Below are 14,941 nucleotides of genomic sequence, written 5' to 3'. Positions count from 1 at the left end.
TCAGGCGGCGGCTTCTCGCCAGGAAAAATCCAGCGACGGTTGCTGCGCCCCCAGAAACAGCGGGTACTCCTCATTCTTGAGCCGGTAAGCTGGTGCTTCGGGCGGCGTCTTGAACACCCGGTCGACCAGATACAGCCCACTGGCCACGTGAAGGTCTTCAGGCACCCGTTGGCCATTGGTGATGTAGTACAGCGGCAGCTTGTAGCGCACGATGACATCCAGGCCGCTGCCTAGCGAAAAGGCTTCGTCGGTCTTGGTAAAGATGCAGCCAGACAGGCCTTCGCCATGGTAGCGCCGTACCACATCGTCCAGGGTGGTGCCCTGGGCATTGGCGCTGAGCAGGAGCAAACGCTTTACCGGGGTGGTCTGGCCTGCCAGCAGGGCGATCTGCTCGACCACGCGCTGGTCGCGCTGGCCCATGCCGACGGTATCAATCAAGACCAGGTGGCGGTTGCGCAGGTCGGCCAGTGTCTGCGCCAGGTCGGTTTCATCGGTTACGGCGTAGACGGGCACACCCAATATCTTGCCATAGATGCGTAACTGGTCCTGCGCGCCTATCCGGTAGCCATCGGTCGTGATCAGGGCGACCTTGGCCGCACCGTGCTTGAGTGTGGCACGCGCAGCCAGCTTGGCGACGGTGGTGGTCTTGCCTACGCCGGTAGGGCCCACTAGGGCATACACACCGCCAGCCTCGACGATATCGGCCCCTGGGCCGACGGTGGGCAGATTATGTTGCAAGGCGGTGCGCGCCCATTTCATGCCGCGCTCGGTGCTGTAACCGCTGGGCATATGCTCAACGATCTGGCGGCTGAGGGCAGGGCTGAAGCCCACGCTCAGCAAGCGGCGAAGCACCTCCAGCCGTTCAGGCGCATGGCGTTTGAGTTCGTTCCAGGCGAGACCGGCCAACTGTCCTTCCAGCAGGCTGCGCAACATCTTGATCTCGCTGGAGATGTCTTCAACCTCATGGCTGATGTTCTCTATTTTCTTGCCGTGCTCACTCATATCCGGCACGGGGTGCACTGGCTCGCGGGTGATTGCGGGCGGGGCAGGAGGCGGGGCATGAACGGGCGCTGTAGCCGGCGCAGCCTCGGCCGGCGCCAGGGTAGGCTCCACCCTGTGGCCTTGCGGCTGGTCCTGCTCGGGCGGTTCGTAGCGATAGCGCGGGGTAAAGCTGGTTGGGCTGACCACGGCGGGGTGGTCGTCCGGTAAGACATCGCCGCCCAGGCGGGGCATGGCCATCATGGTTGGCGTGGTAGGGGCGGGGCGTGCCGGTGGCCGGATGTCGGCAAGCGTGGGCTCCTCGTCATCATCGTCCAGTTCGGGCGGCAAGGCATAGGTGCGTTGCACGGCGCGATTGGCTGCCGCTGGTGCCTTGGGTGGCGTCAGCGTGGCGCGTGGCGCTGGCTTGGCGGCCAGACTGCTGCTACCCAAGCTGGCTACCTCTGTGTCAGAGACGGCCATGATCTCGATATGCCCGTCCGGCAATTGCCGGTTCGACAATATCAGTGCGTCTGGCCCCAGCTCATCACGTACCTGTTTCAGTACTTCTCGGGTGCTGGCCCCTTGGAATTTCTTGACGACCATGATCCTGTCCTTTGCTGGTCGATTCTTTCTTATGGTGCATTACCGGGCTTCCGGTTCACACTCCACCTGCTTATGTCAGGCAGCCGCTGCACGGCCGCCCAGTACGCCTATGATGCGTATGGTTTTGTTGTCGGGTATCTCGCTGTGGGCCAAAACCCGGAACTGCGGAATCGAGCGGCGCAGAAAGCGGCTGAGCAAAGGTCGCAACTGGGCGGGCGTGATCAGCACGCTGTTGAGCCCCTGGTTTTCCATCTGCTCAGTCAGCTGGCTGGCTTGTTGCAGCAGCGTCTCGGCGAGGCCGGGTTCCAGCCCGCCGCCGCGACCTTGGCTGGCCTGCAGCAAGACCTGCTCCAGGCCGGGGTCCAGCGCAATGACTTGCAGTTCGTTTTCTCCAGGGAATAGCTGGTGCACGATGGCGCGACCCAGGCCTACCCTGACAGCCGAGGTCAGTTCGTCCACGTCCATGGTCTTGGTGACATGCTCGCCCAGCACCTCCAGAATGGTGCGCATATCGCGGATATGCATGCTTTCGTCCAACAGGTTCTGCAGCACTTTCTGCAGGATGTTGAGTGGTACCACCTTGGGTACCAGGTCTTCCACCAGTTTGGGCGATTCCTTGGCGGTATGGTCCAGCAATTGCTGGACTTCCTCGCGCCCGAGCAGTTCGGAGGCGTGGCTTTGCAGCAGGTTGGAAATATGGGTCGCTACCACGGTGCTTGCATCCACAACGGTGTAACCCAGCGACTGGGCCTGCTCCTTGAGGTGAGCGTCGACCCAGATGGCGGGGAGGCCAAAAGTAGGGTCGGTGGTCGGGGTGCCAGGCAGGGGACCTAGTACGCGTCCAGGGTTGATGGCCAGGAACTGCCCCAGATAGGCCTCGCCATTGCCGACGTCGACGCCTTTCAGCTGGATGCGATAGGCATTGGGCTTGAGTTCAAGATTGTCGCGGATATGGATGGGCGGAACCAGGAAGCCGAGATCTTGTGCGATTTTCTTGCGTATGCCGCGTATTCGGCGCAGCAACTCGCCATCCTGGTTGCGATCGACCAGCGGAATGATGCGGTAGCCGACCTCCAGGCCGACAGGGTCGACTGCTGAGACGTCATGCCAGCCCACTTCCTGCGCTTGCTGTTCCTGCGCCCGTTGGGCTTCCTGAGCGGCGGCCTGGACTTCCTGCGGCACCTCTTCGGATTTGATCTTGGCGCGTTGCTCCATGTAGTAGGCCAGTCCAGCCAGGCCTGCTGCCATCAGCAGGAAGGCAATATGGGGCATATTGGGTATCAGGCCGAACAGGCCGATAACGCCGGCGGTGACATAGAGGGTGGTGGGCTTGGAGAAAAGCTGGCCCAGCAACTGCTCGGACAGATCCTTGTCATCACCGACGCGTGATACCACCAGGCCTGCAGCGGTCGAAATGATCAGGGCGGGAATCTGGGCCACCAGGCCATCACCGATGGAAAGCAGGGTATAGGTCTTGCCGGCCAAGGCGAACGGCATGTCGTGCGATAGCATGCCCACGATAATCCCGGCCACCAGGTTGATCACGATGATCAGGATGCCGGCAACGGCGTCCCCTCGCACAAACTTGGAGGCACCGTCCATGGAGCCGAAGAAGTCGGCTTCCTGGGAGATAGTCTTGCGGCGGCGCCGGGCCTCGTCCTCGCCTATCAGGCCCGCGTTGAGATCGGCGTCGATGGCCATCTGCTTGCCCGGCATGGCGTCCAGGGTAAAGCGGGCGCTCACTTCGGCGATACGGCCGGCACCCTTGGTGATGACCACGAAGTTGATGATGGTAAGTATGACGAACACGACGATACCGACTGCGATATTGCCGCCGATAAGGAAATGGCCAAATGCCTCGATCACCTTGCCTGCTGCCGCTTCACCGCCATGACCGGAAGTCAGGATGACGCGGGTGGAGGCGACGTTCAGGGCAAGCCGCAACAGCGTGGTCATCAAGAGGACGACGGGGAAAGCCGAGAAGTCCAGTGGTTCCTTGGTGTTGATGGCCACCATCAGCACGATGATGGCCACTGCGATATTGAATGTGAAGAAGAGATCAAGCAGGAGCGGCGGTAGCGGCAGGATGAATAGCGTCAGCACCATCAGGACGATGATGGGTCCGGCCAGCGAGGATAAATTAAGCCGTGCAAACATGGGTTTGTACTACCGTCGCCTTTGAATCTTGATAAAGCAGTTTCAGAAACTGCGCTTCTTCTTTGAATTATCTCATTTTTTTGTATTTGTCACGCAGGGAATGCAGTTGGCGTGAGTTGAGTGCGTAAAAACCCATCACACAGGCGCATCAGCACGCCTTTGGTGCGCGCCATGGGGATGGGGTACCGTAGCTGTCGTGCCGGCATTGTGGCAGTGATGCCCGTGCTCAGATCAGGCTTCGCCGCCGGGATCCAGTTCGGTCGGTACCGGCAGCTCTTTCGCCAGCTCGGGCTCGTGGCCACCATGTCGCTTGAAGTGATTGAGCTGCATGATATAGGCCAGCACCTCGGCCACCGCCGTGTAGAGCGGGGTGGGAATGTCCTCGCCCAGTTCTGCATGGTGATAGAGCGCCCGTGCCAGCGGTGGGGTCCGCAGTATGGGCACCTTGCTGTCGCGGCCTATCTCGATAATGCGCTCTGCCAGCAGGAACGAGCCCTTGGCAACCACGCGCGGGGCTTTCATCTTCTTTTCGTCGTACTGCAGGGCCACGGCATAGTGAGTGGGGTTGGTGACGATCACATTGGCCTTGGGTATCTCGGTCATCATGCGCTGGCGGGCGGCCTGCATCTGCAACTGGCGTATCTTGGCCTTGACCTGCGGATCGCCCTCCGACTCCTTATGTTCCTGCTTGACCTCTTCCTTGGTCATGCGCAGGTTGCGCTTGTATTCCCACAGCTGGAAGGGCACGTCGATGAGCACGATTAGCGCCATGGAGCCCACCACCACCAGCAAGGTGAATTTCACGATCTGGTAAAGATAGGCCAGGCTCTCGAACGGCGGCATGGCGATCAACTGGATGACTTCCTCCTTCTCTGACCAGATGGTGAGTATGGCCACACCGCCGATCAGCGAGGATTTGAGTACGGCTTTGACCATCTCTACCAGGCTGCGCACCGAGAAGATGCGGCCTATGCCCGTCATGGGGTTGAGCTTGTCGAACTTGGGGGTAAGGGCTTCAAACGTGAACAGCCAGCCCGACAGCACAATGGAGGCGAGGATGGCGGCGACAGCGGTAGAGGCCATGAAGGGCAGTATGGCCATCAGTCCATCGAAGGCGGACTGGGAAAAATGTGCCAGCAGTTGATCCATATCGCCCAGGGTGGCGCGATCAAACTGCAGGTTGCGGCTGACGATACGTTTCAGCGCTTCCAGCATAGAGCCGCCCAAGCTGATCATGGCGACCACGCCGGTCATCAGTACCGAGAAGGTAACGAGCTCCTGCGAGCGGGCGACCTGGCCCTTGTTGCGTGCGTCTTCCAGCCGTCGGGGACTGGGGTCTTCTGTGCGTTCTAGATCGCTATCTTCTGCCATGGCACCATCAAGCTGAAGTGGGTAGGCCGGTTAAGAGCCTGTTCACGATCTTTTCGCCGGAGTGAAAAAAAGTGAACAGGCTCTGAGTGCTTGCATGGGCGCGGTCTGCCTTTGGACTGCAGACCGTGTCTTTCGGATCAGCGTTGCAGCACTACCAGCTTACTTGCCAGCGTTGATAACAGCCAGTGCCTTGGTACTTGCCTTGGCCAGATCGGCGGGTTTTTGGCGGATCAGATCGGCATAACGTGCCTTTTGCTTCTTCACTAGGTAGTCGACCAGCAGCCAGCCCACATAGCGGGTCTGGGCCTGTTGTTCGCCGGCGTAGCTACCCATGGTGGCGGCCGAGTCATCGCCCAACTTGGTGATGATGGTGCTGATGGTTGCCTTGCGATTGCTGCTTGCCTGAGCCAGTTGTTCTGCGCTCAGGTTGAGGTAGGTCTCAACCGTATGGCCAGGCACGGTGCTGCGCAGTACGTGGGCCTGCACGCCTTCGGAGATCAGCAGCTCAGCCAGGTTGCGGGGCTGGCTGCCGAAATGGGCGTTCTTGTCCTGCATGACCTTGGACAGAATGCGATGCAGGGGCAGGGCACGGGTCTTGGCGTCCACTTCCAGTGGCAGGTTGACGTTGATTATGCCATCGGTCTCCTGACTCCAGACGCGGCCTTCAAAAGCACCGACGTAGGTGATCCAGCGTACCGAAAAGGGCTTGTCGAGAAAGTACTGGGCTGACAGGGCGTTGATGGCCTCGGCGGGTTCAGCTGCGATGCCGTCGAATCCAGCGGTGATCTGCGGCAGCGCGGCAGCATAGCGAGGCCAGGCGGTTTCAAGCGCAGCGCGGGTGGCCGCATCGTCTTCGTGCGCGCTCACGTTATAAATTTTCTTGAACAGGCGCCAGCGACGATCGTCCTCGCTCTCGACAGGTACGGCGGGTGCGGCCGGCACAGCAGCCTGTTTGCCATCAGCAGCAGGCGTGGCGGGCGCGGCCGGTGTCTGGACGACAGGCGCACTGGCGACCTTGTAGAAATCCAGGAACAGTGGCGACAGGTCTCTTACCTTGACTTCCAGTTGTACAGCTTGCTTGGCAGGTGCCTTGGCCGTTGCAGCAAATGCCGGCATGCCGGCGGTGGCCAGCAGGGCGGCCAGTATCAGTTGACGCATGGGATCTCCACTACAGATGGACTGGTCTGCACCTTATAGGGGCGCAGACCCGCTGATTGCCCGAATATCGTTGTCGGAGGGTTGGGGCAAATTGGCGCGCATTCTACCCTTAGCCTGAGCAGTGTGCACCGTGCTGGGGCGGCCATTCGTCGCGCGCCATGTGAGAGGGCGGTGTTATCGCGGGAGGCTTGCGCAACAACACTGCTAGGGCTCTTGTAGCAGTGCTAAGAATGGCTAACAAAACCAGCGTAGCGGTTCTGGCTAGGCGTGCGAGCGCTGGCTCGCGCAGCTGGCGCGCGCGGCAGACAGCACGTGGGTAAGACAAGCTCGCACAACAATGCCTGAAAGGTTTTGTTAGCGGCGCTTAACCACAAATCCGATTCCGTCCGCTCTGCTTGGCCTCGTACAGCTGTTCGTCGGCATACAGAAACAATTCGTTCTCGGTCTTGAGCGCAGGATAGGCTGCCAGGCCGCCGCTAAAGGAGAAATGACGGGTTTCGATCTGGGAGACTTCAAAGGCGATGTCACCAAACGCGAGGCGCATCTTGTCTACCCGCTCGCGTGCGGTCTGTACGGTGCAGTCCCACAGCAGCATGACGAACTCCTCGCCACCAAAGCGGCTCAGCAGGTCGTTCTCCTGCATGTGCGCACCGACTACCAGCGATAGCCGCTTGATGACGATGTCGCCAAAGTAGTGTCCCCAGGTGTCGTTGATGGTTTTGAACTTGTCGATGTCGATGACTGCCAGGGCAAGGGCTACCTTGTCGCGGCTGGCGCGGCGGATGACATCCTGGGCCCGCTTCTTGAAGCCTATCTTGTTGAGCAGGCCGGTTGCCCGGTCCTTGCTGATGAGGTTCTTGTCAGTGCGTATCTTGCTGATACGATTGAGCAACTGATGGGTGAGGACATCGCTGTCGGTAAGCGACAGTATCTGGTCAAAACCACTGTCCGTCGCCTTGCGGGCCAGGGCTGTATCGGGCCTGGTTTGCAGCAGGACTATCTCGAGGCTGGGATCGACTTCGATATTCTTCTTGAGCACCCGTGCGATGACCTCGGTGCGCAGGTAATGGCTATCTTCTATCACCACCACGTCAGGCTGCATCTGCTTGACAGCTAGGTGCAGGGTCTGCACATCAGGGTGGTGTATCAGGTTGACCTGCTGCGTCGCCAGCAAGGCTGCATCAAAGCGCACCTGGTCGCCCAGGTAGAGTACCACGCTGGTTTCATCACGTTTGCGCTGGGCAAACAGATTGAACAGCTTGTCGACCAGCACATCATTGGCGATGGGTTTTTCGGCATAGGCGAGGCAGTTGTTGTCTACCAGCATCTTTTGCAGCAGGAAGCGGCCGCTCTGCTTCTCGGTCTGCAAATACACATAGTGATGCTGCTGCGGCAGGCGGCGAAGCAGGTCGCCCAGGAACATGGTGCGGTTGTCGTCCAACTGCATGTTGTAGAGCACGTCCAGATCGACCACGTAGAGGTCTTCCGGATCTGCCTGTACGGCGGTGCGGACAAACTCGGCCATCTGGTCAAAGAACTGGATGTCGAAGTCGTACTTGTGTGCGCACAGCAGCAATTCTGCCTGGTTGTCCTTGATAAAGAAGGTCTGTGCCAGGAAGTAGACCTTGCGTTTATATAGGGATGTGGTGTCCGCCATCTATCTTTGCCTCTGTTCGCCTGGCCTCGCCATATTGGGGCAGCTTGGCGCCATTTCTTATGGTGACTGCCAAGCAACGGGAAACCCGTATCCGGCAGCCCATTTATGAAAATTGTATCAAGCGCAATTGCGCGGCTTGAAGAAAGTGTAGTTCGAGTATGGCTCGAAGGCCTCATATATCGCACTACCATGCGGGGCTATGTCGAGTTGCACGCTGGCAGCCTGTACCCGGGTGTTGGCGGTCTGACCTGTCGCATCGCGCAATGGGACACCATCGTACCAGTGCGAATACGGCAGCAGCAGTCTGGTTTTTAATGGCTGATCAGACAGATTCACGATCACCAGGGCGGCCTGGCCTGGTACCTCGGTATGGCGCAGGAACACCAGGGCATTGCCTGGCAGGCGATCGCCCAGTACGGTGACATCGCCATACTGCAAGGCTGGATTGGCTTGGCGTATGCTGATCAGTTGCTTGACCCAGGCGCGCTGGGCTTGGTTCCACTCACGCTCGTCCCAGCGCATGGGGCGGCGGCAATCGGGGTCGGCGCCTCCTTCCATGCCGATTTCCTCGCCGTAATAGACCAAGGGCACGCCGGGCAGGGTCAATTGCATCAACAGGGCCAGGCGGGCTTTCTCTATGCTGCCAACGGTGGTGATCAGCCTGGGTGTGTCGTGGCTGGACAGCATGTTCCACGAGCACAGCAGTCCCTTCAGGCCGTAGCCCTCGCGGGCATCCGCGACGGCACGGTTCATTTGTATTGCGTCGATCTCGCCGGCCAGCCATGCCAGTATGGCGGTGCGATACCAATAATTCATCATGCCGTGGAAGCCGCCGCCTGCCTGGAACCAACTGGCGGAGTAACCATTGAGTTCGCCCAGCAGGCTGGCCTGCGGATAGCGTTCTGCCACGCAGGCAGCCATTTCCTTGGCAACGGGAATACCGACATCCTGGGCCACGTCAAAACGCCAATTGTCTACACCCTGGCCCAGCCAGTGCTGTACCAGGCTGCTGGGGTGGCGATATAGCACATCGCGCACTGCCGGGTTGGCCAGGTTGAGCTCTGGCATCAGGCCGTAGTCCTGCCAGCACAGGTAGCTGCCATCAGCACGGAAGGTAAACCAGTCGCGCTTTTCTGTGTCGCCCGCCTGGGCGGCCAGGAACCAGGGATGCTGGTCGGAAACATGGTTGAGCACCGCGTCCAGCGTCAGCTTCATGCCGCGCTGATGCAATGCCGTGATCAGGCGCTGCAGGGCGGATTCGCCACCAAACATGGGGTCGATACTGAAAAAGTCGGTCGCATCGTACTTGTGATTGCTGGGGGCACTGAAGACGGGGGTGAGGTAGACGCCGGTAACGCCCAAGTCGGCCAGGTAGTCCAGCTTGTCTGTGATGCCATCGAGGTCGCCGCCATAGAACTGCTGCCCCCATGGCTGGTTGAGCGTGGATTCATCCCAGCCGCGCTTGACGGCGCCGGGGATGTCATAGGCCGACTGGGCCAGTTTGTCGGCGCTGCTGAGGCCATTGCCTATGGCAAAGCGCTCCGGGAATATCTGGTAGACCACCTGGCAGGCGGTCTGGCGGGTGAAATCATCAAGCTGGACAGGTGTATTCATGGCGTGCTCGGGTAAAATCAGTTTTTTATTGGAAACCAGCGCCGGTTTGCCAAGTATTCAGGGCTTGCGCGAATACTGCCTGCCGGTCTTATGGAGAGCGAATTATGCCGTCTTTCGACATTGTGTCTGAGGTCAACGAAGTAGAAGTGAAGAATGCCGTGGAGCAGGCCAACAAGGAAGTCGGCAATCGCTTTGACTTCAAGGGCTCGGATGCCCGCATCGATCAGGCTGAGAAGACGCTGACGGTGTTTGCCGACAATGATTTCCAGCTGGAGCAGGTCAAGGAAATTCTTTTGGCCAAGCTGGCCAAGCGCAATGTGGATGTGCGCTGCCTGGACGAAGCCAAGATAGATAAAATCAGTGGCAACAAGGTCAAGCAGGTCATTACCGTGAAGGTGGGTATCGAGACCGAACTGGCCAAGAAGATTGTCAGGGTGATCAAGGACTCCAAGATCAAGGTACAGGCCAGCATACAGGGCGATGCAGTGCGGGTGAGTGGCGCCAAGCGGGACTTGCTGCAGGACACTATAGCCCTGGTGCGCAAGTCCATTGAGGAGTTTCCGCTGCAGTACCAGAACTTCCGTGATTGATTAGCTGATCTGTTGGGGCGGCAATGTGCACCAGTGCCTTGCAGCCCGTCGCCCGGATTGCCCGGTTGTCGCCGCCGATTGCGCTTTGTCGCCTCGGCGGCGATGCTTTTCAAGGTGATCGGTATTGTCGCGCTTCCAACGGTATAAACAATATTTCGGGAGTTCCATGCACAAGCTCGCCTATGCCCTTGCCCTGGCGTTTGCCCTACCTGGCCAGGCGGCCATCAACGCATTGCAACTGGGTGCACAGCAAGGCATCAAGCTGGACGGGAGGCTTGATGACGCAGCCTGGCAGACTACCCAGCGTTACGACACCTTCTATGAGCACACACCGCGTGACAAGCGCCCGGCCGAGCAGCCCACGGCCATGCGGATTGCCTATGACAAGCAGTACCTCTATGTGGCGCTGGAAGCGATAGACCCTAACCCGCAAGAGGTGCGTGAGCCTTTCAGTCGTCGAGACAAGGTGCTGGGTGATCAGGACTTCTTTGTCTTCTATCTGGATCCGGCGGGTGATGGCAAGGCCGCACAGTTCTTTCGCGTGAATCCGCGAGGGGCTGTTGGTGACGGCATGTTTACCGATACGGGCGGCGAGGATTTTTCGCCCGACTATGATTTCGAGGCTGCTGCCAGCCGCACTGACACCGGTTGGACGGCGGAGCTGCGGATACCCTTTTCAGCACTGGCTTACAACGGCGGCAGCAAGGATTGGAAGGTCATGCTGCTGCGTAGCCTGACACGCGGTGACCGCTATCGGCTGACCAGCGGAGAGGCGCCCGGCGATACCAATTGCTTCCTGTGCTACAGCATGCCATTGACTGGCATGACACCGCCCCAGCAAGCCATGAACTGGAGCATTACACCGCAGATACTGGCCAGCCGGGCCGAGAAAACCCACGCCAATGGCAGCAAGACCCACAAGAACGAGGTGGATCTGGCGGTGGATATCAAGTTGCGGCCACGGCCGGACTGGGTGCTGGATATGACGCTGAATCCGGATTTCTCCCAGGTGGAGCTGGATGCGCCGGTGCTGGCGGGCAATAGCCGCTTTGCCGTCTTTCTACCAGAGAAGCGACCATTCTTTCTGGAAGGTGCTGACCTGCTGCAAGGGCCTACCCGTGCCATCCATAGCCGGGCCATTACCGACCCGGCCTGGGGTGGCCGTGCCACTTGGCGTGGCGAGTCTGCGGATGCGACGGTACTGACGACTCGTGATGACGGTGGCGGCTTGGTGGTGGTGCCGGGGGCATACGGTAATGGCTATGCTCAGCAGAGCTTTAAGTCGCAGGCAACTATCGCCCGTGGCAGCCTGCGATTGGGCAGTGCCCAGTTGGGCGGGCTGTTTACCGATCGCAGCCTGGAGCAAGGCCGGGGCTACAACCGGGTGGCGGGTGGGGACGTAGCCTGGCAAGTCGATGATACGACACGCGTGCGCACACAACTGCTGGCCAGCCAGACTACTGCCTTGTACGACCAGGCTGCGGATGCCCTGATGCGTGGTGAGAAGCGCGACGGTCATTCCTTCTACGCCGATTTCAGCAAGCGGACTGCCGTTTGGGATATCTACGCTCAGGTGCGCGACATAGGGCGTGACTTCCGTGCGGATAATGGTTTCATCACCCAGACCGGGGTGCGTAGCTTTTATAGCGAGATGAACCTGATGTTCGAACATGCCGGCGCCTGGCGTGAAACGAATCCTTACCTGAACACGGAGTATGTCGAGGACAGGGAAGGGCAGAAGGTGTTCAGCACGCTGCGTCCTGGTTTGTTCCTGGCGGGGCCGTACGACAGCTTTTACAACCTGGAGTGGCGACCCAACCAGCAAACCCGGCTGGAGGCGGGAGGCCCGTTGCTCAAGCGTGACTATGTGCATCTGTTCGCAGATGGTGCGCCATCCAAGCTGTTGAACCGGCTGACCGCCACCGTGCAACTGGGGGACCAGATTGATTACGAAAACAGCCGGGTAGGCAAGGGGGGGTATGTCTCGCTATTCGCCCGCATGCGCCTGCATGAGCGGCTGGAGGTAGAGCAGACACTGGACAAGGTTTGGGTTGATGGCGGCCCGGTCACCAAGGAAAGGGCTTACTCGGAACTGGCCTATCAGTGGAATTCGATCTGGCACTTCACTGCCCGCGATACGGCACGATTCATCTGGCAACATGCCAAGGTCGAGCGTAATCCCATTGCCTATACGGGAGCGGTGAACCGCGATGACACGTGCAATACCTGGTCGCTGGTGTATGCCCATCGGCAAGGCCTGGGCAAGGCTGTCTATCTGGGCGCCACCCTGGCGGATACGCGCGATGATGGCGGCAAGCGCAAGCAGAACGAGTTGTTCGTGAAAGGCTCCTGGACGCTGTAAGTAGGGGGAGGTAGCCGGGCGTTCCGTCTGGCTACCCCTCCCACGCTGGCGCTGCATGCATGGCATGCAGGCCTGGGGTGACGGTCTAGACAGACGCGATGGGTATATAGGGGCTGGCGGGCGTGCCGGGTGGCTTGGTCAGGGTGCGTGCTATGGCGGCTTCGACCAGATTACTGTCCAGCTGCTCCATGCAATCGAAATGCTTGAGCGGGCAATTGCGTTCGAAGCAAGGGCTGCACTCGAGGTCCAGCGAGACGATTTCAGCCCTATCGCTCAGCGGCGGGGTGAACTCGGGGCTGCTGGAGCCATACAGTGCCACCAAGGGGCGTTCCAGCGCAGCAGCCACATGCATCAGGCCTGAATCATTGGTTACCACCATATGGGCTAGCGACAACAGGTCTATTGCCTGGGCCAGCGACGTGCGGCCCGCCAGGTCTACCAGCGGGATGCCAGCCAGCCGGCTGATGGCTTGGGTTTCGACCTGATCCTTGGCCGAGCCGAACAGCCAGACCGCGTACCCTTGTGAAACCAGGCGGCGGGCCAACTCAGCAAAGTGACGGGCTGGCCAGCGTTTGGCTGGGCCATACTCCGCGCCGGGGCAAAACGCCACGATGGGGCGTTCGGTATCCAGCCCCAGGCTGCTCAGGGCTGCCTGCTGTTGTTCGGGCTGTATGGTCAGCCTTGGTGCCGGGATGGGGCGTGGCAAGGGGTTGCCGGGCACGCGCTCCGCCAGGATGGCGAAGCGCTCCACCATCTGCGGCAGGGCCTTGGGGTTGAGGGTACGGGCATCGTTGAGCAGGCCGTAGCGTGATTCACCAATAAAGCCGGTGCGCAGCGGAATGCGGGCAAACCAAGGCACCAGTGCCGATTTGAGTGAATTCGGCAGCAAGATGGCCTGGTCGAACTGGCCACGCAAGCTACGCCCCAAACGGTAGCGGGCGCCCAGCTTGAGCGCGCCGTGGCCGAAAGGGTTGCGCAGGGTGGCATCCACCTCGGGCATGCGCTCCAGCAGTGGCAAGGTCCAGTCCGGCGCCATGACGGTGAGATGGGCGTCGGGCTGGTACTGCTTCAGGCGCCGATAAAGCGGCTGGGCCATGACGCTGTCGCCCACCCAGGCCGGCGCAACTACGAGAATGCGATCAGGCATTGCCAGGCTCAGTGGCCGTGGCCAACGGGACCGCCCTTGAGAATATACTTGGTGCCGCAATAGGGGCACAGTGCTTCGCCGGTGTTGCCCACAGGGATGACCACGCGCGGGTGGGCATTCCACTTCACCATATCGGGCATGGGGCAGTACAAGGGCAGATCCTTGGCTTCGACTTCGATCTGGCTACGGGTGTTTTCTTGGAGTTGTGTCATGGTGCTTCCTTTTTGCGTACCGCCCGGCCGCTGTTGGCAGCCGGGAGTGGATATCGGGTGTGGTTGATCAGACCCAGCTCAGCCAGTCGTGGTGCTTGGCGGATTCGCCTTTGACGGCCGCGAAGTAGGCTGCCTGCAACTGGGTGGTGATAGGCCCACGGCTGCCTTCGCCTATGGTGCGGCCATCCAGCTCGCGTATGGGGGTGATTTCGGCGGCCGTGCCGGTAAAGAAGGCTTCGTCGGCGATATAGAGCTCGTCGCGGGTAATGCGTTTTTCGATGACTTCGTAGCCGTGCTCGGCTGCCAGCTGGAAAATGCTGTCGCGGGTAATGCCGGCCAGACAGGAAGTCAGGTCGGGCGTGTAGATCTTGCCCTTGCGGATAACGAATATGTTCTCGCCCGAGCCTTCGGCTACATAGCCGTCCACGTCCAGCAGCAGGGCCTCTTCGTAACCGTCGCGCACGGCTTCGGTATTGGCCAGGATGGAGTTCATGTAGTTGCCATTGGCCTTGGCCTTGCACATGGTGACGTTGACATGATGGCGGGTGAAGGACGAGGTCTTGACCCGTATGCCTTTCTCCAGGCCGTCGGCACCCAGATAGGCGCCCCAGGGCCAGGCCGCCACGATCACATGTACGTCGCCCAGCGGTGGCGCAATACCCAGCTTGCCTGAGCCATAAAAGGCCATGGGACGGAAATAGCACGACTTGAGCTTGTTTTCGCGCACCACCTGCTTGTGGGCCTCGTTGATCTCATCCTTGCTGTAGGGCAGGGTCATGCCGAGGATCTTGGCCGAGTTGAACAGGCGGTCGGTATGATCCTGCAGGCGGAAAATTGCCGGGCCCTTGCTGGTTTCGTAGGCGCGCACGCCCTCAAAAACCCCTAGGCCATAGTGCAGGGTATGCGTCAGCACATGGGTATTGGCGTCGCGCCAATCCACCAGTTTGCCGTCATACCAGATGACGCCGTCGCGATCGGACATGGACATGCTTGTTCTCCTCAAGTCGTGCTGCCGCAGGCAGGTGTTTGCAGCCAAAGATAGCATTTTAGCGGTTTCACTCACTGCGCTCCATGCATGGCGTAATATCA

11 protein-coding genes are annotated in these 14,941 nt (G+C 59.9%); 2 read left to right on the top strand and 9 right to left on the bottom strand.

Going from position 1 to position 14,941, the window contains the following annotated elements; translation table 11 throughout:
* From flhF to QQK16_RS15505, 6 genes are all read right to left on the bottom strand, one after another.
* Positions 1-1,584 (bottom strand): flagellar biosynthesis protein FlhF, encoded by a 1,584-nt coding sequence (gene flhF / locus QQK16_RS15530; RefSeq protein WP_284197392.1) that lies wholly within the window; start codon positions 1,582-1,584, stop codon positions 1-3.
* Between the two features lie 75 nt (positions 1,585-1,659).
* Positions 1,660-3,741, bottom strand: coding sequence for a flagellar biosynthesis protein FlhA (gene flhA, locus QQK16_RS15525; protein ID WP_284197391.1), 2,082 nt, complete (start codon positions 3,739-3,741; stop codon positions 1,660-1,662).
* Positions 3,742-3,972: 231 nt separating this feature from the next.
* Positions 3,973-5,112 (bottom strand): flagellar biosynthesis protein FlhB, encoded by a 1,140-nt coding sequence (gene flhB / locus QQK16_RS15520; protein ID WP_284197390.1) that lies wholly within the window; start codon positions 5,110-5,112, stop codon positions 3,973-3,975.
* 159 nt (positions 5,113-5,271) lie between these two features.
* Positions 5,272-6,270: a hypothetical protein gene (locus QQK16_RS15515; protein ID WP_284197389.1), complete on the bottom strand. Its 999-nt coding sequence runs from the start codon at positions 6,268-6,270 to the stop codon at positions 5,272-5,274.
* 364 nt (positions 6,271-6,634) lie between these two features.
* Positions 6,635-7,927: a GGDEF domain-containing protein gene (locus tag QQK16_RS15510; protein ID WP_284197388.1), complete on the bottom strand. Its 1,293-nt coding sequence runs from the start codon at positions 7,925-7,927 to the stop codon at positions 6,635-6,637.
* Positions 7,928-8,044: 117 nt separating this feature from the next.
* Entirely contained in the window at positions 8,045-9,541 is a 1,497-nt protein-coding gene (locus QQK16_RS15505) for a glycoside hydrolase family 13 protein (protein ID WP_284197387.1), read from the bottom strand.
* A 104-nt stretch (positions 9,542-9,645) separates the two neighbouring features.
* Between QQK16_RS15505 and QQK16_RS15500 the strand changes: the two genes are divergently transcribed.
* A complete protein-coding gene (locus tag QQK16_RS15500) occupies positions 9,646-10,131 on the top strand; it encodes a YajQ family cyclic di-GMP-binding protein (RefSeq protein WP_284197386.1) in 486 nt (161 codons plus the stop codon).
* A gap of 166 nt (positions 10,132-10,297) precedes the next feature.
* Positions 10,298-12,493 carry a carbohydrate binding family 9 domain-containing protein gene (locus QQK16_RS15495; RefSeq protein ID WP_284197385.1) on the top strand — a complete coding sequence of 732 codons (2,196 nt, stop codon included), beginning with the start codon at positions 10,298-10,300 and terminating at the stop codon, positions 12,491-12,493.
* Between the two features lie 85 nt (positions 12,494-12,578).
* Here QQK16_RS15495 and waaF read toward each other — a convergent pair whose 3' ends face one another.
* The 3 genes from waaF to QQK16_RS15480 form a co-directional block, all read right to left on the bottom strand.
* Positions 12,579-13,640 carry a lipopolysaccharide heptosyltransferase II gene (gene waaF / locus QQK16_RS15490; RefSeq protein ID WP_284197384.1) on the bottom strand — a complete coding sequence of 354 codons (1,062 nt, stop codon included), beginning with the start codon at positions 13,638-13,640 and terminating at the stop codon, positions 12,579-12,581.
* A gap of 8 nt (positions 13,641-13,648) precedes the next feature.
* Positions 13,649-13,852, bottom strand: coding sequence for a zinc-finger domain-containing protein (locus QQK16_RS15485; RefSeq protein WP_284197383.1), 204 nt, complete (start codon positions 13,850-13,852; stop codon positions 13,649-13,651).
* 67 nt (positions 13,853-13,919) lie between these two features.
* Positions 13,920-14,840, bottom strand: a complete 921-nt coding sequence (locus QQK16_RS15480; protein ID WP_284197382.1) for a branched-chain amino acid transaminase — start codon at positions 14,838-14,840, stop codon at positions 13,920-13,922.
* Positions 14,841-14,941 lie beyond the last annotated feature (101 nt).

The organism is Chitinimonas prasina (assembly GCF_030160395.1).
Taxonomy (GTDB): domain Bacteria; phylum Pseudomonadota; class Gammaproteobacteria; order Burkholderiales; family Chitinimonadaceae; genus Chitinimonas; species Chitinimonas prasina.
This window is presented reverse-complemented; position numbering and strand designations above follow the sequence as displayed.